Here is a 15,280-nt window from a genome sequence, read left to right on the forward strand (position 1 = left end):
AATGGAGATCAATCTCAGCGACTTCCACTTCCTGCGCCCACTTTGGCTGTTGCTGTTGCCTTTTGCCGCGTTGTTGCCACTGCTGTGGCGCCGTAGCCGCGACTTGCAGCGGCGTCTGCGCGGCAACATCGCCGAACACCTGCTGCCGCATTTGCTGATTACCCCCCAGGATCAGCAATGGTTGCGCCCGGTGCACCTGGTCTGTGCGCTGTTGATGCTCGGCGCGGTTGCCGCTGCCGGGCCGACCTGGGAACAGGATCGCCCGGATTTCCTGGAGAACCGTGCGCCGCTGATCATCGCCATTGACCTGTCGCCGTCCATGGACGCCAACGACGTGCAACCCAGTCGCCTGGAAGCGGCCAAGCACAAGCTGCATGACCTGATCCAGCGGCGCGCCGGCGCGCGCAATGCGCTGATCGCCTACGCCGGTAGCGCGCACCTGGTATTGCCACCGACGGACGACCCGGTCTTGCTCGACACCTTCATCCAGGCGCTGGGCACCGAGCTGATCGGCAAACCGGGGAAAAACGTCGGCGCGGTGATCGACCAGGCCAAGCGCCTGCTGGCGGCGGAAAAAACCCCAGGCACCCTGTTGCTGATCACCGACGGCGCCGACACCTCGGCCCTGGCCGGCCTCGACAAACAACTGGCCGACGGCGCGCTGCAAGCGCTGATTCTCGCGGTCGGCAGCGAAGACGGCGGGATCATCCACGATGCCAACGGCCAGCCGCGCACCGACAGCAATGGTCGCCCGGCGCTGGGCAGTTTCGATCAGGCTGCCCTCAAGCAACTGGCCTCAGCCCTGGACGCGCCGCTGGGCAGCCTGACGCCCAACAACGACGACCTGGATTGGATCGATCTCCACGCCCAGCAGCATTTCCAGAGTGCCAGCGATGAACAGCGAGAGTTGCACTGGAAGGATGCCGGTTACTGGTTGTGCTGGCCGCTGCTGTTGCTGGCGTTTTTCAGTGTGCGCAAGGGATGGAGCGTGAATTGGATGGCCGGTCTTTTACTGGCCATCGGTGTCGGCTTGCAGCCCGCCCCGGCACAGGCCAACGCCTTGACCGACGCATTTTTCACCCCCGACCAGCAAGGTCGCTGGGCCTTCGAGCACGAACACTTCCCCCAGGCCGCCACGCATTTTGTCGACCCGTACTGGAAAGGCATCGCCGCCTACAACGCCGCCGATTTCGACCTGGCCCTGGCCAGCTTCGCGCGGCTGGAAACACCCCAGGCGTATTTCTATCTGGGCAACATCTACGTGCGCCGCTTCAAGTTCGACCAGGCCATTGCGGCTTACACCCAGGCGCTGAAGCTGCAACCACAGTTTCCTGAAGCCACGGCCAACCTGGCCCTGGCCATCGCCCTGCAGAAAGACACCGAAGACGCGGAGAAAAACGCCCCTGAGGTCAAGCCGGACGAAATCAAGATGGACAAGGCACCGGGCAAGGGCCAGAGCAAACAGGTGCAGACCGAACAGGCGGCGTCGGATGCCCAGTGGCTGCAGAACCTGACGACATCGCCGGCGAAGTTCCTGAAACAGAAGTTCAGTTTGCAGGATCAGGCGGGGGCCAGGCCATGATCAGTCTGAAAGACCGTGTCGCTCCCTTCGCTGGCAAGCCAGCTCCTACAGGAGATATGCGCCGCACCCTGCTCCCTTGTCTCTTGCTCACCTTGCTGATCAGCACCACCACCCTCGCCGCCGAACCCGACCTGCGCATCCAGGCCAGCCTGCAGCCCGCCGACACCGCCATGGTCGGCAGCCTCGTCGAATTGCACCTGGACGTGCTCACCGACACCTGGTTCACCAGCGCCCCCACCCTGCCCGGCCTCAAACTGCCCGGCGCGCTGGTAATGCCGTCCGACGGCCACGCCGAACACCTGAACCAGACGCTCGACGGCAAATCCTTCAACGGCATGCGCTACACCTACCTGATCACGCCAAACCTGGCCCAGGCGTTCGACATCCCGCCGCTGACGGTACGAGTGACCCCGGGCCAAGCCACCACGGAACTCAGTGCACAAAGCCAACCGCTGCACTTCACCGCGACGCAACCGCCGGGTTTCCAGCCTGGCGAGCCGGTGCTGGTCGCGCAAAAACTGCGGTTCAGCCAGAAGATCGTCAATTCGTCCTCGCCGCTGAAAGTCGGCGACAGCCTCACCCGAGAGGTTACGCTTCAGGCTGACGGCGCCCTGGCCATGTCGCTGCCCACGCCGTCCCTGGGCGACGTCAGCGGTCTGAGCCGCTACCCGAAAAGCCCGCAAATCAGCAATCTGGACGATGGGCGCGGCCACTTCACCGGCGGCCAGCGCATCGACAGCGTGACCTACCGCATCGACACCCAAGGCCAGCACAGCCTGCCGGCCATCGAGCTGAAATGGTGGGACGCCAGCAGCCAGCAGACCCGCACCGCCCAGGTCCCGGCCGTGAGCTTCGACGCCGCCGCCAACAGCGCCTACAAGCCCGTGTTCTCGATCAGCGAAGACCTGAAAAAACTCGGCCAGAGCCATCGCCTGCACCTCTCGGGTTTCGCCCTGAGCCTGCTGGCACTGCTGTCAGCCGTGGTTTTACTCGCCTGGTTTGCCCGCCCGTATGTGCACCGCGCGCACCTCGCCTGGCAGGCCCGGCGCCGTGCCCGCCACGCGGCGTGGCTGCAATCGCCCGACTACGCCTGGCGGCAGATCCCGGCGCAACTGGATGGCCAGCCGCCACAACTGGGCGCCCTGTACCTGTGGACCCGACGCAGCCGCAACGGCCTGAAGCTGACCGGTTTCGGCCCGCGCCTGCAAGCTTTCCTGCGCGCGTGCTACGGCCGTCAGCCAACCAAAGATCAGGCGTTGCACCAACTCAAGGAATCCTTGACTACGCTGCATAGTCAGGCCGGGCACGAACAGGAATCACTCGCTACCGCACTGCGCCCACTCAACCCAGTTCACGAGAAGGATTTCCCATGACAAACCCGATAGCGCGCCGCCAGTTCCACGGGTTAAAACTGCTGTTTGCCCTGGCCCTGAGCCTGCCTTTGCTGGTGCAGGCCGCCGAGCCACTGCCGTCGTGGAACGACGGTCCGTCGAAAAAGAACATCATCGAGTTCGTCCAGGCGGTGACCGATCAAGGCAGCAAGGACTTCGTCAAACCCGAGGACCGCATCGCCGTGTTCGATAACGACGGCACCCTGTGGAGCGAGCAGCCGATGTATTTCGAACTGCTGTTCGCCCTGGAAGAGGTCAAGCGCACCGCCGCGCAGCACCCGGAATGGAAAACCACCCAGCCGTTCCAGGCCGTGTTGGAAAACGATCACAAGGCCCTGGCCGCCAGCGGCCTCGACGGCATGATGAAAATCTTCGGTGCGACCCACACCGGCATGACCACCGAAGCCTTCGACGACTACGCCAAGACCTGGCTGACCCAGGCTCGCCACCCGAAAACCGGCAAGCCCTACACCGAGATGATCTTCCAGCCGATGCTGGAAATGCTCGACTACCTGCGCAGCCAGAACTTCAAGACTTACATCGTTTCCGGTGGCGACACCGCCTTCATGCGCGCCTTCGCCGAAAAGGTCTACGGCATCCCGCCCGAACAGGTGATCGGTACTACATTCGTCACCACCTTTGAATACAAGGATGGCCAGGCGTCGATCCTGCGCACCCCGAAACTGGCGCACAACGATGACGGGCCGGGCAAGCCGGTGAGCATCGACGCGGTGATCGGCCGTCGACCGATTCTCGCCTTCGGCAACTCCGATGGCGACCTGCAGATGCTGCAGTGGACGGCCGCAGGGTCGGGCAAACGATTCATGGGGCTGGTGCATCACACCGACGCCAAGCGCGAATGGGCCTATGACCGCCAGTCGCAGATCGGCCGCCTGGACAAGGCGCTGGACGAAGCAAACAAACGTGGCTGGACAGTCGTCGACATGGCCGCCGAATGGCGCCGGATCTATCCGTTCGATGCCGCCACAACCGGGCAAGTGCAATAAGAAAGCGTGACGCAGGACTGCAATAAACGTTTGTCGTATTCAAACGACGCCAATGAGCAAAAAGGAGCAAGTCTTATGACTCGCATACGCAAGTGGCTACCGAAACTCGCCTTGGTCGCGACGTCGGTGATGGCAATTTCGGCAACGGCCGGGGCTGCCGATAAACCCAACATTCTCGTGATTTTTGGCGACGACATCGGCCAGACCAACATCAGTGCCTATTCCATGGGGGTGGTCGGCTACAAGACGCCGAACATCGACCGCATCGCCAAGGAAGGCATGATGTTCACCGACTATTACGCGGAGAACAGTTGCACGGCAGGACGATCGTCCTTCATTACCGGGCAGACCGTGCTGCGCACTGGATTGGCGAAGGTCGGTCTGCCAGGCGCGACAGTGGGCCTGCAAAAACGTGACATCACCATCGCTCAGGCGCTCAAGTCGCAGGGCTACGCCACTGGCCAGTTCGGCAAGAACCACCTCGGCGACCGCGATGAATACCTGCCGACCAACCACGGTTTCGACGAGTTCTTCGGCAACCTGTACCACCTCAACGCCGAAGAAGAGCCGGAACGTCCCAACTGGCCCAAGGACAATCCTGAGTTCACCAAGGCCTTCACGCCCCGCGGTGTGATTCATAGTTTTGCTGACGGCAAGATCGAGGACACCGGTGCGCTGACCACCAAGCGCATGGAAACCATCGACGACGAAACCACCGCGGCGGCCCAGGCGTTCATCGAAAAACAAGCCAAGGCGGACAAGCCGTTTTTCGTCTGGATGAACACCACGCGCATGCACCTTTTCACCCACGTGCGCGAGTCGATGAAGGGCCAAAGCGGCATGGCCGGCAACGACTATGCCGATGGCATGATCGAGCATGACGGTGACGTCGGCAAATTGCTGAAAACCCTCGACGACCTGAAAATCGCCGACAACACCATCGTCGTCTACACCACCGACAACGGTCCTAACCAGTTCTCCTGGCCGGACGCGGCGACCACGGCGTTCCGCAATGAGAAAAACTCCAACTGGGAAGGCGCCTATCGCGTTCCGGCGATGGTTCGCTGGCCGGGCAAGATCAAGGCCGGTGAAGTGTCCAACGAGATGTTCTCGGGCCTGGACTGGTTCCCGACCTTGCTGGCTGCCGTGGGTGAGCCCGACGTAAAAAACAAGCTGCTCAAAGGCTGGGCACCCACTTCCGGCGGCACCAACTTCAAGGTGCACCTGGACGGCTACAACCAACTGCCTTACCTGACCGGCCAACAACCTAAAAGCGATCGCAAGGAGTTCTACTACTTCAACGATGATGGCGTACTGGTTTCCATGCGTTACGACAACTGGAAGGTGGTGTTCTGCGAACAGCGCGAACCCGGTGGATTCAAAGTCTGGAGCGAACCCTTCGTTTGCCTGCGGGTACCGAAAATCTTCAACCTGCGCATGGACCCGTATGAACGTGCTGACGTGGTTTCCGATCAGTACGCTGACTGGATGACCAAGAACGTCTACCTGACCGAAATAGCCGTGATGAAATCGGCAGCGTTCCTGCAGACCTTCGTCGACTACCCGCCAAGCCAACGGCCGGCGAGCTTTAGCATCGACCAGATTCGTCAGGCGGTGGACGCCAAGATCGAAGAAAAAATGAAAGCTGCACAGTAGGACTGCTCGACCGCCGCTCGCCTTCACCGGCGAGCGGACTTATTTTTGGCTTGGGACCGCATCGGCCCCTTCGCGAGCAAGCCCGCTCCCACAGGGGACCGCGTTCCAAATGTGGGAGCGGGCATGCTCGCGAAAGGGACGGCACAGTCACAGGTGTTCTTGAACCGGAACAAGGCAATCCGCAATGTCCTCACGTGTCGCCAGCAAGTCGTCGGCCATACCTGCCCCTCACGTCGCCTCCCCGGCGCTGTTGATCCCCGCCCTGTTGCTGTTCGTCTCCGGTGCTGCGGCGCTGGTGTACCAGGTGCTGTGGATCAAGCAGCTGTCGCTGGTGGTGGGCGTCGAGGTGTACGCCATCACCACCGGGATCAGTGCATTTTTTGCAGGATTGGCCTTGGGCGGCTTGCTGTTCGGGCGCTGGGCGGATCGCCTGCAGCAGCCAGTACTGCTGTATGCCGGGCTGGAAGTGTTGGTGGCGCTGCTGGGGGTCGGTGCGACGTTCGCCATGAGCGTCGCGGCCAGCCCGTTTGCCTGGCTGGAGCAGCACATCGGCCTGCTGGCCTGGGTGTTACCGTTTGCGCTGGTGGGCGCTCCGGCGCTGCTGATGGGCGGCACCCTGCCGGTCCTTGTTCGCTCCCTGGCCAGCGACCCGCAGCAACTGGGCAAGGCCGGCGGCCACCTGTACGCGGCCAACACCGCCGGCGCCATCGCCGGCACCCTGCTCGCCGCGTTCGTGCTGATCGCCACCCTCGGCGTGCGTGGCAGTGCCCTGGCCGCCGCGATGCTCAATCTGCTGGCCGCCGCTGGCGCCCTGTGGTTCCAGCGCCAGCGCTCGCCAGTCGTTCAGGCACCGGTCAAACAGCATGCCGAAAAAGCTCCGGATCGCCTGGCTCTTTGGCTCTACTCGATCGCCGGCGGCGTGGCCCTGGGTTACGAAGTGGTCTGGTCGCAATCCATCGTGCAGTTCATGAGTACCCGCACCTACGCTTTTGCCGTGGTATTGGCGACCTACCTCACCGGGCTGTTCCTGGGCAGCGCCCTGCTCGCCCGTAGGGTTGATCGCCTGCGCGATCCCTGGGGCGTGTTCGGCCTGCTGATCGCCGGTGCCGGCTTGGTCGCATTGCTGGAGATTGCCCTGCTGGGGCGCTGGCTGGTGCTCGCGCAGAGCGCATCCGAAGCCTGGGTGCTGTCATTGGGTGCCAGTGAATTGCTGGGCATGAGCGTACGCTTTGCGGTGGCCGCACTGTGCATCGTGTTCGTGCCGACCGTGCTGCTCGGCGCGGCGTTTCCCGTGGCGCTGCGCTTGAGTGTCGGGCGCGAACATGTCGGGCGTAATGTCGGTGAGGTGGTGGCGTTCAACACCCTCGGTGGAATCGTCGGGGTGATGCTCTGTGGTTTTGTGCTGATCCCGCTGCTTGGGCTGGTGCGTACCCTCGGATTGCTGGCGATCATCGCCGCCGCGATTGGCTACTTCGCGGTGCGCAAGGGTCACGGCGTGAAGAAAGGTCGGCGCCAGGGCGTGATCGCGGTCGGCCTGGTCTCGCTGGCGCTGGCGCTGCTGACCCCAGTGGACAAATTGGCCAGCCTTTTACCCGGCGCGCGCAACGGCACCTTGGCGTTCTACGAGGAAGGACGCGGCGGCACCGTTGCCGTGGTTACCCAGGGCAAGGGCCAGCGGGCGTTCCAGCGCTTGTACATCCAGGGCGTATCCAATACCGGCGATGCCATGCCTTCGCTGCGCTACATGCGCATTCAGGCGCTATTGCCGCTGGTGATCCACAACGGCGAACCACGCTCGGCGCTGGTGATCGGTTTCGGCACGGGCATCACCGCGGGCGCCCTGACCCGCTATCCGGGCCTTGAGCATCGGGTGGTCGCCGAACTGCTGCCATCGGTGGTCAAGGCGGCGCCCTTGTTCAAGGGCAATTTCGATGCCGCGGCCGACCCGAGTGTCGACGTGCGCCTGCGCGACGGTCGCCAGGAACTGCTGCGCAACCCGCAACCCTATGACCTGATAACCCTGGAACCGCCACCGCCCTCCGCGGCCGGCGTGGTCAACCTGTATTCCCGGGACTTCTATCAACTGGCCGCCAGTCGCCTGCACAAACAGGGCCTGGTCGCCCAATGGCTGCCATTGCCCACGCAAAACATCGACGACTCGCGTTCCCTGGTGCGTAGCTTCCTCGATGTCTTCCCCTACGCCACGCTGTGGACCAGCGAGTTCCACGAGATGCTGCTGGTGGGCTCAATGGAGCCGATCGAACTGGATGCGGCGAAAATCAGCCAACGCTTCCAGCAGGACAGCGTGCGCAGCACCTTGCAGGACGTCGGCATCGGCTCGGCCGCCGCGCTGCTCGCGACCTGGGTGACCGATCGCGCCGGCCTGGAACGTTTCGCCGCCGATGCACCGGCGGTGACGGACGATCAGCCGCGCATCGAATACGCGCCTTGGGTGCGGGCCAGGGAAATCAGCCGCGTGCTGCCGGCCCTGCTGGAATTGCACGTCGCGCCGCCGCTGGTGAATGCCGAAGCCGGGTTCAACGAGCGAATGGATGCTCACCGGCAACGCCTGATGCAGTTCTACCGGGCAAGCCTGCACGCCTACGACGGTGATCGGGATGCCTGGGCCAGGGATGTGCGCGAGGTGATGCGCGGGGATGGGGGGAATCCGTATTTCCGCTGGTTTGTCGGGGAATGACAGATCGCTTTCGCGAGCAGGCTCGCTCCTGCAGGAGCTGGCTTGCCAGCGATGGGGCCATCCGCTTCATCACAATCACCAATTGACACACGCCGCCCTTGCGGCAAAGCTGCCTCGAGCATCAACGCGCGCCTGACGGCAAACGCACCTGGACTACGGAAGTCGTAATGCCGACACATAAAAATAAAGCAGCAAGCCCAAACCCTGATTCGCCACCGACCCTGATCAATCGCTACCTGTTTCCCGTCACCATCGGCGTCCTGCTGCTGGCGGTCGCGGGCATCGGCTGGTTCCTGTTCAGCAGCCAACCGGCCCCCGTGCCCCCTGCGCCAGTCAGCGCCCCTGTCGTCCAGCCCGCCAAGCCACAACCCGTTGCCATGGCGCCGGCGAACATGGTCGACGAACAACAATGCCAAGGCTGCCACAGCGCCCAGGTCAAGGACTGGCAAGGTTCCCATCATCAGTTGGCGATGCAGCCAGCCAATGCCGAGACGATGCTCGGCGACTTCAACAACGTCACCTTCAAGGCCGAGAACGAAACCACCCGGTTCTCGCGAAAGGACGACGGATTCTGGGTCAACACCCCCGGCATCGACGGCAAGAACGCCGACTTCAAGGTCGCCTACACCTTCGGCATCGCACCGTTGCAGCAGTACCTGATCGAGGTGGGCGACGGTCGCCTGCAAGCCCTGGGCATCGCCTGGGATACCGAGAAGCACCGCTGGTTTCATCTCTACCCGGGCCAGGGCGTGACCTTCAAGGACCCGCTGCACTGGAGCCAACCCAGCCAGAACGCCAACTTCATGTGCGTGGAGTGCCACACCACCGGCTACAAGCGCAATTTCGATGCCGCGAAAAACACCTTCGACGGCGAGTGGAACAGCCTCGGCGTCGGTTGCCAGGCCTGTCACGGCCCGGCCTCCAATCACTTGGAATGGACGGCGAAAAAGACCGGCCTGATCCACGCGGGTTTTGCCGTCGACCTCAAGGACAAGAACGCCACCGTCGAAATCGAAACCTGCGCCCGCTGCCACTCGCGCCGCGCGCCGCTGGGTGATGGCTTCACCGTCGGCAAGCGCCTGATGGACGATTACCTGCCCAGCGCCCTGACCCGCGAGCTGTACGCCCTGGACGGCAAGATCAAGGACGAAGTGTTCGAGCACGGCTCCTTCGCCCAGAGCAAAATGTCCGACAAGGGTGTGCGCTGCAGCAATTGCCACAACCCCCACAGCACGCAACTCAAGGCACCGGGCAATGGCGTCTGCCTGCAATGCCACAACACCGCTGGCAAGACACCGGTGGACACCGTCGATGGCAAAGGCCTGCAAGCGAAGAACTACGATTCCATCGAACACACCCGCCACACCATGGGCCAGCCGGGTTCACAGTGCGTGGATTGCCACATGCCCGGCAAGTACTACATGGGCAATGACTTGCGGCATGACCACAGCTTCAGCATCCCCAACCCCGAGCGTGCGAAGAAACTCGGCACACCGGACGCCTGCCTGACCTGCCATCAGGGCAAGGCCGGCGACAAGGTCACCGAGCAGTTCAAGCTATGGAACACCGCCAACGCCAGCGCCGCGCAGGCCCCGCGCTACGACGAAAGCCTGTGGCTGATCCGCAACGGCCAGCCCGGCGCGGCGCAAGCCTTGTACGAGCAGCTGCAACGCAGCAACCTGCCGGCGATTCAACGGGCGACGCTGTTGGCCGAGTTGCCGCTGTATCCCAGTGAACAGGCGCTGAAACTGGCGACCAAGGACCTGGGCAACCCGGCCCCGCAAGTGCGTGAAAGCGCCATCCGTGCCATCAGCGCCTTCCTGCCGCCGCCCGAGCGTGCAGCGCTGCTGTCGCCCTTGCTGAGCGATCCGGTGAAGGCCGTGCGCATCGCCGCTGCCCGCGACTTGCTCAGCGTGGCCCGCAACGGCCTGGGCAGCGCCCAGGGCAACTGGGAGGTTGCTATCGGCGAATACGAGGCTGTGCAAAAAAGCCTGGCCGAACGCGCCGAAGCCAACCTCAACCTGGCCATGTTGTACCAGGCCAGCGGCCGCGGTGGCGAAGTCGAAGGTTTGTTGCGCACATCACTGCAGCGCGACCCGAACTTCTACCCGGCGCTGGTGACCCTGGTGCAGTGGCTGGAAGCCAACGGCCGCAGTCAGGAAGCCCAGGCACTGATGGCGCTTAGCCTCAAGGCACATCCCGACGCTGCGCTGCTGCAACACACCCAGGGCTTGTCGCTGGTGCGTGCCGGCAAAGCCGAACAGGCCATGCCCTTCCTGCGCAAGGCCGCGCAACTGGAACCGCAGAGTGCGCAGTACGGCTACGTACTGGCCGTGGCCCTGCATGACAGTGGCAAGGTCGATGCCGCGTGCGAGGAGTTGGAAAGGCTGTTGAAAGTGCAGCCGGCCAACCGCAATGCCCGTTTGTCGTTGATCCAGTACTACCTGGATAACGGCCAGGAACCCAAGGCCCAGGTGCTGTTGCAGGGTTGGAAGAAGATGAACATGGGGGATCCGGCGCTGAAGTGATCGACGGCTGATCCGAAGGCCCCTTCGCGGGCAAGCCCGCTCGTACAGGGGTTGTGCCCGCCTTGCAGGATCAGCCGCGCTCGCGGGGAATCAGGCTCTGCAACTGCTGGGCCAGGAAGTTCGCATCGAAGGCAAAGGTGTCCGGGTCTTTCAGGCCATTGGTCTTGCGCCACTGCCAGTTCGTGGACGGTGGCAGGCACACCAGCGAGACGCTGCCATAACGCGCCGCAGTAAACCCCATCACCGCCAGTGAAATCTGGCCGCCGACACCCATCACATCGGGCACGAACTCCACCGGCTTGCCGGCGATCAGGATGCTGAGCTTTTGCGTCTTGAAGGTGGATGTCTCCACCGGAACACTGGGCCCCGACGCGACATACGCCTCGCGGCTCACTTCCAGCAAATGGGGGGCCTTGACCGGCTCCAGCCACTGCTGGATCTGATCGAACAACTCATCAATGCGCCTCGCCCACTCGCTCGATTGCGCCTCGAACAACTGTTTCTTGTGCGCTTCGCTTTCTGCGTAGTGGCGAAGCATCTCGCCCAGTTGCTGTACATCGTCCATTGCGGTGTTCCTTTGATTGGAGCGGTGCTGCGGACATTGAGCATGGCAGATGCGTGCCACCGGCGTACGACTAAAAGCACGAGCGGTGGCATTTACCTCAGGACGTGCGATCAATCAGCCTTGGGCATGCGCCGCAGGCGCGCCATGCTCAAGGTATCGACGTAGGCGCCGTCGCGCACCGCATAGTCGCGAAACAGCCCTTCGTCTTCGAAGCCGAACTTGCGGTACAGGCCGATGGCGGCTGCGTTGTCGGCATACACGCTCAGCTCGACCCGCCGCAGGTTCATCCAGTTGTCCGCGATATCCAGCGCCGCCGCCAACAGTTTCGAGCCCACGCCCTTGCCCTGCCACGCGGGCGCAACGCCCATGCCGAAATTACCGACATGGCTTCGACGGATACGGGAAAATTGTTCCAGGGTGAGGCTGCCGATCACCGTCCCTTGGTGCAGGGCCACCAGTTGAATGACCCGCTCGTTGTCCGTCGCCATGCGTTTGTGCCAGGTCTCGGTGGACGGGAACGGCATTTGCAACGTTTGACGTGCGACAAGCGGGTCGCGGTAAAGCTCGGTAATGCCTGCAACGTGGGAATCGTTGAGGCGTTCCAGGGTGATGACGGCGTCGGTGGCGGTCATGGGGGATTCATCCTTGATGGCAGACAGGGTCTGCCTACTCTAACGCATCATTGATGGCAAAGACCCTGCAGGAGCGAGCGACTACAAAAACCACTCCCGTCGCTCTTCGAAGGTACTGAGGATCAACTCGACAATCGCCTGCACCTGCACCTCGCCCTCTGACTCGACATTCACCGCCATCCACACCTGGCGCTGCATCGACGGGCTGAACAGCCCCGGCAAGCCGATCAAGCCACGGTCGAAGTGGCGCATGTAGGCGGGCAACAGGCCGATGCAGGCGCTGCAACGGACCATCTCCAGCATCAGCTCATAGGAATGCGACTGCACGACCCCGGCCAGGCGCTGGTCGACCAGGTCGTTCCAGGGCCGAAAACTGTCGATCTGCCGATCGTGCTGCCATTGCACGAGCATGAAATCGGCGAGGTCATCGAGGCCGTCCGGGCGCGCGGCGACCCGCGAATAACGCTTGGCGATATGAGGCATGTAGTCGAGTCGCGCCAGGCAACGGGGATCGCTGACGGCGAAACTCGGGCCCGGCAGCGGCGAGTCGGTACCCGCCAGCCACACCACGACATCGGCGCTGACGGCCTGCAGGGACAATTCGCTGTCGAGGCTGATGATGTCCAGGCGAGCACTGGCATTGCGTCGCAGCAACGCCACCAGATCGCGACCGAGGATGTCGTGCAGGATGGTCTCGGCGACCGCAAGTCGCACCCGCGGCTGCTCGATCACCGGCAGCTCCCGTTCATGGGCCAGCGCTGTCAACTGCCTGTGCAGTTGCAGGCCGTCACGACTGAGCACCAGACCGTTCTCCGAAGGGCCAAACAACGAACACTGCAACTGCTTTTCAAGCTGAGCCAAGTGCTTGCGCAACAGGGTTGCCTTGATATTGAGGCGCCGGGCGGCCTGCATGAAGCAGCCGCAACGGGCAGTAATGCTGAAGCACCGTGCCTGTTGCGGATCGATTTGCGCCGCACGGTTGCGCCAGGAAGGGGTTTTATCGAGAGAGGCGGGATATTGCGCTAAAAGCGGGTCGTCGCTGGTTTCCATGAATGACATCGATGACTCCCTGTCGATCTATCAGTGGGAGCTCCATTTTGAGCATCGTGCATGAACGATGTGTGACAGCGGTTCAGGCGCTGGGCGCCTGTCGAAAGCTCACGGCCAGGCGGTTCCAACTGTTGATGGTGGTGACAGCGATGGTCAGGTCCACCAGTTCGCCTTCGCTGAATTCCCCTCGCGCCTGCTCGTAGACGTCGTCCGGCACATGGCTTTGCGAAAGCAGCGTCACCGCCTCGGTCCAGGCCAGGGCTGCCCTCTCGCGCGGGTTGAAGAAATTGCTGTCGCGCCAGACCACGATGCAATACAGGCGGCGGTCGGTTTCACCCAGACGCCGGGCATCCACCGAGTGCATGTCGGTGCAGAACGCACAGCCGTTGAGCTGCGAGGCACGGATCTTGACCAGGTGCAGCAGCGACGGCTCGATGCTCAGGTGGCTGGTCAGGGCTTCCATGGCGATCATCGCTTTCATCGCCTTGGGCGAGGCGCTGTAGTAATCCAGGCGGGGGTTCATGGCGCGACCTCGGGTAGCGACGGTGTGTCCTCAAGGTAGTCGTTGATAACGCTGCGTTACACATCCAATTATGCGAATTTTCCGTGGACCACCGGGCCGCAGACCAATTGGCGGTTTTTCCACCACGCAACTACTGCATGAACACCGGTTGAGGTTAATCTGGCGCGATGCACACGCGACTCAATTGCCCTGGAGCCTTGCCGGTATGGAACTACATGTCGTCATCAACGGCCGCAAGGACCTGGCGGGCCAGTTGTACAAGCAACTGCGCGGCGCTATCGAATCGGGCCGCCTGGCAGCCGGGACACAACTGCCGCCAAGTCGCCTGCTGGCCGAGCAACTGGGCATCTCGCGCAAGACCATTTCCGATACCTATGCGCAGTTGACCTATGAGAACTTTCTCACCGGGGTGATCGGCAAAGGCACCTACGTCAACGCGCGGGCCTCGAAAGTTCAGCGCAAGCAGAGCCATAACGAGCTCGCCGGGTTCGAGGTGATCGAATCATGGCGCAAGCTGCCGGTGTTCCTGCGTCACCCGACGCTCGAAGGCTCGCTGCGTTACGACTTCATTGGCGGCGCCACCAGCAAGGGCCAGTTTCCCCAGGACGACTGGCGGCGCTGCACCTCCCATGCGTTGCGCCAGATTGCCGGGTCCAAGGGTTTCTACAGCCTACCCGAAGGCCTGCCTGCGCTGCGCAATGCCATCGCGCAGCACATCGCTTTTTCTCGCGGGGTCAATTGCCAGGATGAGGACGTGGTGGTGTGCAATGGCGCACAACAGGCGCTGGACCTGATTTCCCGAGTATTGACGCGCCCGGGCAGCATCGTGGCCATGGAAGACCCCGGGTATCCGCCGGCACGCCTGCTGTTCGGCACTCACGGCGCCACGGTGATTGGCGTGCCGGTGGACGCCGAAGGCATTGTGGTGGACAAGATCCCTCTCGGCACGCGGCTGATCTACGTCACCCCCTCGCACCAATTCCCCTTGGGCATGCCCATGAGCCAGGAGCGACGAGTCGCATTGCTGGCCAAGGCCCATGAACTGGGCGCGATCATCATCGAGGACGACTACGACAGCGAGTTCCGCTACGAAGGCCGCCCCACAGACTCGCTGCAAAGCATGGATGATCGCGGGATCGTCGCCTACGTCGGGACCTTCTCGAAAACCCTGCTGCCGGAGCTGCGCCTGGGTTACGCGATCCTGCCGCCCGCCATCCTCGAGGCGGTGGTGCGCGCCAAACAACTGACCGACCTGCATACCTCCACCTTGCCCCAGTGGGCGCTGGCCAAATTCATCGCTGAAGGCTGCCTGCTCAAGCACATTCGTCGTTGCCATACGATCTACGCGGGCCGGCGTGAGCGGATCCTGGCGCGCATGGCCGGTGATCTCTCGCCCTGGCTTGAGGCAGTGCCAACCACCGCGGGTTTTCACATGGTGGTGCTGTGCAAGGTACCGATCGATGTGGCGCTGGTGATCGAACTGGCGAAAAAGGTTGAAGTCGGGCTCTATGCCATCGACAGCTTTTTCTACCAGCAAGCGCCCCAGGACGGGTTTTACTTGGGGTTTGGCGCCATCGAGACCCTGGACATCGACATCGCCCTGGATCGTTTTCGGGACATTCTGCAGCAGGTTGCCTGACGCATTGGT

11 protein-coding genes are annotated in these 15,280 nt (G+C 62.7%); 7 read left to right on the plus strand and 4 right to left on the minus strand.

Annotation, left to right across the window (positions count from 1 at the left end; translation table 11 throughout):
• Window position 1 precedes the first annotated feature (1 nt).
• The 6 genes from BKX96_RS10350 (at window position 2) to BKX96_RS10375 (ending at window position 10,862) form a co-directional block, all read left to right on the plus strand.
• Window positions 2-1,582 carry a VWA domain-containing protein gene (locus tag BKX96_RS10350; protein ID WP_077183767.1) on the plus strand — a complete coding sequence of 527 codons (1,581 nt, stop codon included), beginning with the start codon at window positions 2-4 and terminating at the stop codon, window positions 1,580-1,582.
• The gene (locus tag BKX96_RS10355) at window positions 1,579-2,955 is read left to right on the plus strand and encodes a BatD family protein (RefSeq protein WP_077183768.1); all 1,377 of its coding nucleotides are present in this window, start codon (window positions 1,579-1,581) and stop codon (window positions 2,953-2,955) included. Before BKX96_RS10350 ends, BKX96_RS10355 begins: the two co-directional genes overlap by 4 nt.
• Window positions 2,952-3,980: an HAD family hydrolase gene (locus BKX96_RS10360; protein WP_046818098.1), complete on the plus strand. Its 1,029-nt coding sequence runs from the start codon at window positions 2,952-2,954 to the stop codon at window positions 3,978-3,980. The genes BKX96_RS10355 and BKX96_RS10360 overlap by 4 nt, the downstream gene beginning before the upstream one ends.
• Before the next feature lie 75 nt (window positions 3,981-4,055).
• Window positions 4,056-5,636, plus strand: a complete 1,581-nt coding sequence (locus tag BKX96_RS10365) for an arylsulfatase (RefSeq protein WP_046818097.1) — start codon at window positions 4,056-4,058, stop codon at window positions 5,634-5,636.
• A gap of 184 nt (window positions 5,637-5,820) precedes the next feature.
• A complete protein-coding gene (locus tag BKX96_RS10370) occupies window positions 5,821-8,334 on the plus strand; it encodes a fused MFS/spermidine synthase (RefSeq protein WP_046818096.1) in 2,514 nt (837 codons plus the stop codon).
• 167 nt (window positions 8,335-8,501) lie between these two features.
• Window positions 8,502-10,862, plus strand: a complete 2,361-nt coding sequence (locus tag BKX96_RS10375) for a tetratricopeptide repeat protein (RefSeq protein WP_077183769.1) — start codon at window positions 8,502-8,504, stop codon at window positions 10,860-10,862.
• 70 nt (window positions 10,863-10,932) lie between these two features.
• Here the strand turns inward: BKX96_RS10375 and BKX96_RS10380 are convergent, their stop codons facing one another.
• The 4 genes from BKX96_RS10380 to BKX96_RS10395 all read right to left on the minus strand — a co-directional run bounded on the left by BKX96_RS10380 (window position 10,933) and on the right by BKX96_RS10395 (window position 13,632).
• Window positions 10,933-11,427 carry a hypothetical protein gene (locus BKX96_RS10380; protein ID WP_046818094.1) on the minus strand — a complete coding sequence of 165 codons (495 nt, stop codon included), beginning with the start codon at window positions 11,425-11,427 and terminating at the stop codon, window positions 10,933-10,935.
• Between the two features lie 110 nt (window positions 11,428-11,537).
• Window positions 11,538-12,059, minus strand: a complete 522-nt coding sequence (locus BKX96_RS10385) for a GNAT family N-acetyltransferase (protein ID WP_077183770.1) — start codon at window positions 12,057-12,059, stop codon at window positions 11,538-11,540.
• A gap of 81 nt (window positions 12,060-12,140) precedes the next feature.
• Window positions 12,141-13,118, minus strand: coding sequence for a LysR substrate-binding domain-containing protein (locus BKX96_RS10390; RefSeq protein WP_077183771.1), 978 nt, complete (start codon window positions 13,116-13,118; stop codon window positions 12,141-12,143).
• Window positions 13,119-13,191: 73 nt separating this feature from the next.
• Window positions 13,192-13,632, minus strand: coding sequence for a carboxymuconolactone decarboxylase family protein (locus BKX96_RS10395; RefSeq protein WP_077183773.1), 441 nt, complete (start codon window positions 13,630-13,632; stop codon window positions 13,192-13,194).
• Between the two features lie 205 nt (window positions 13,633-13,837).
• On the opposite strand from BKX96_RS10395, the gene pdxR reads away from it, so the two are divergent.
• Window positions 13,838-15,271 (plus strand): MocR-like pyridoxine biosynthesis transcription factor PdxR, encoded by a 1,434-nt coding sequence (gene pdxR / locus BKX96_RS10400; protein ID WP_046818090.1) that lies wholly within the window; start codon window positions 13,838-13,840, stop codon window positions 15,269-15,271.
• The last annotated feature ends 9 nt before the right edge of the window (window positions 15,272-15,280 follow it).

The organism is Pseudomonas putida (assembly GCF_001976065.1).
In the GTDB taxonomy this organism is placed as follows: Bacteria; Pseudomonadota; Gammaproteobacteria; order Pseudomonadales; family Pseudomonadaceae; genus Aquipseudomonas; species Aquipseudomonas serbica.

Excerpts from the sequence above, each read along its gene's own strand:
- BKX96_RS10350 (WP_077183767.1), top strand. The coding sequence starts at position 2 with ATGGAGATCAATCTCAGCGACTTCCACTTCCTGCGCCCACTTTGGCTG.
- BKX96_RS10355 (WP_077183768.1), top strand. The coding sequence starts at position 1,579 with ATGATCAGTCTGAAAGACCGTGTCGCTCCCTTCGCTGGCAAGCCAGCT.
- BKX96_RS10360 (WP_046818098.1), top strand. The coding sequence starts at position 2,952 with ATGACAAACCCGATAGCGCGCCGCCAGTTCCACGGGTTAAAACTGCTG.
- BKX96_RS10365 (WP_046818097.1), top strand. The coding sequence starts at position 4,056 with ATGACTCGCATACGCAAGTGGCTACCGAAACTCGCCTTGGTCGCGACG.
- BKX96_RS10370 (WP_046818096.1), top strand. The coding sequence starts at position 5,821 with ATGTCCTCACGTGTCGCCAGCAAGTCGTCGGCCATACCTGCCCCTCAC.
- BKX96_RS10375 (WP_077183769.1), top strand. The coding sequence starts at position 8,502 with ATGCCGACACATAAAAATAAAGCAGCAAGCCCAAACCCTGATTCGCCA.
- BKX96_RS10380 (WP_046818094.1), bottom strand. The coding sequence starts at position 11,427 with ATGGACGATGTACAGCAACTGGGCGAGATGCTTCGCCACTACGCAGAA.
- BKX96_RS10385 (WP_077183770.1), bottom strand. The coding sequence starts at position 12,059 with ATGACCGCCACCGACGCCGTCATCACCCTGGAACGCCTCAACGATTCC.
- BKX96_RS10390 (WP_077183771.1), bottom strand. The coding sequence starts at position 13,118 with ATGTCATTCATGGAAACCAGCGACGACCCGCTTTTAGCGCAATATCCC.
- BKX96_RS10395 (WP_077183773.1), bottom strand. The coding sequence starts at position 13,632 with ATGAACCCCCGCCTGGATTACTACAGCGCCTCGCCCAAGGCGATGAAA.
- pdxR (WP_046818090.1), top strand. The coding sequence starts at position 13,838 with ATGGAACTACATGTCGTCATCAACGGCCGCAAGGACCTGGCGGGCCAG.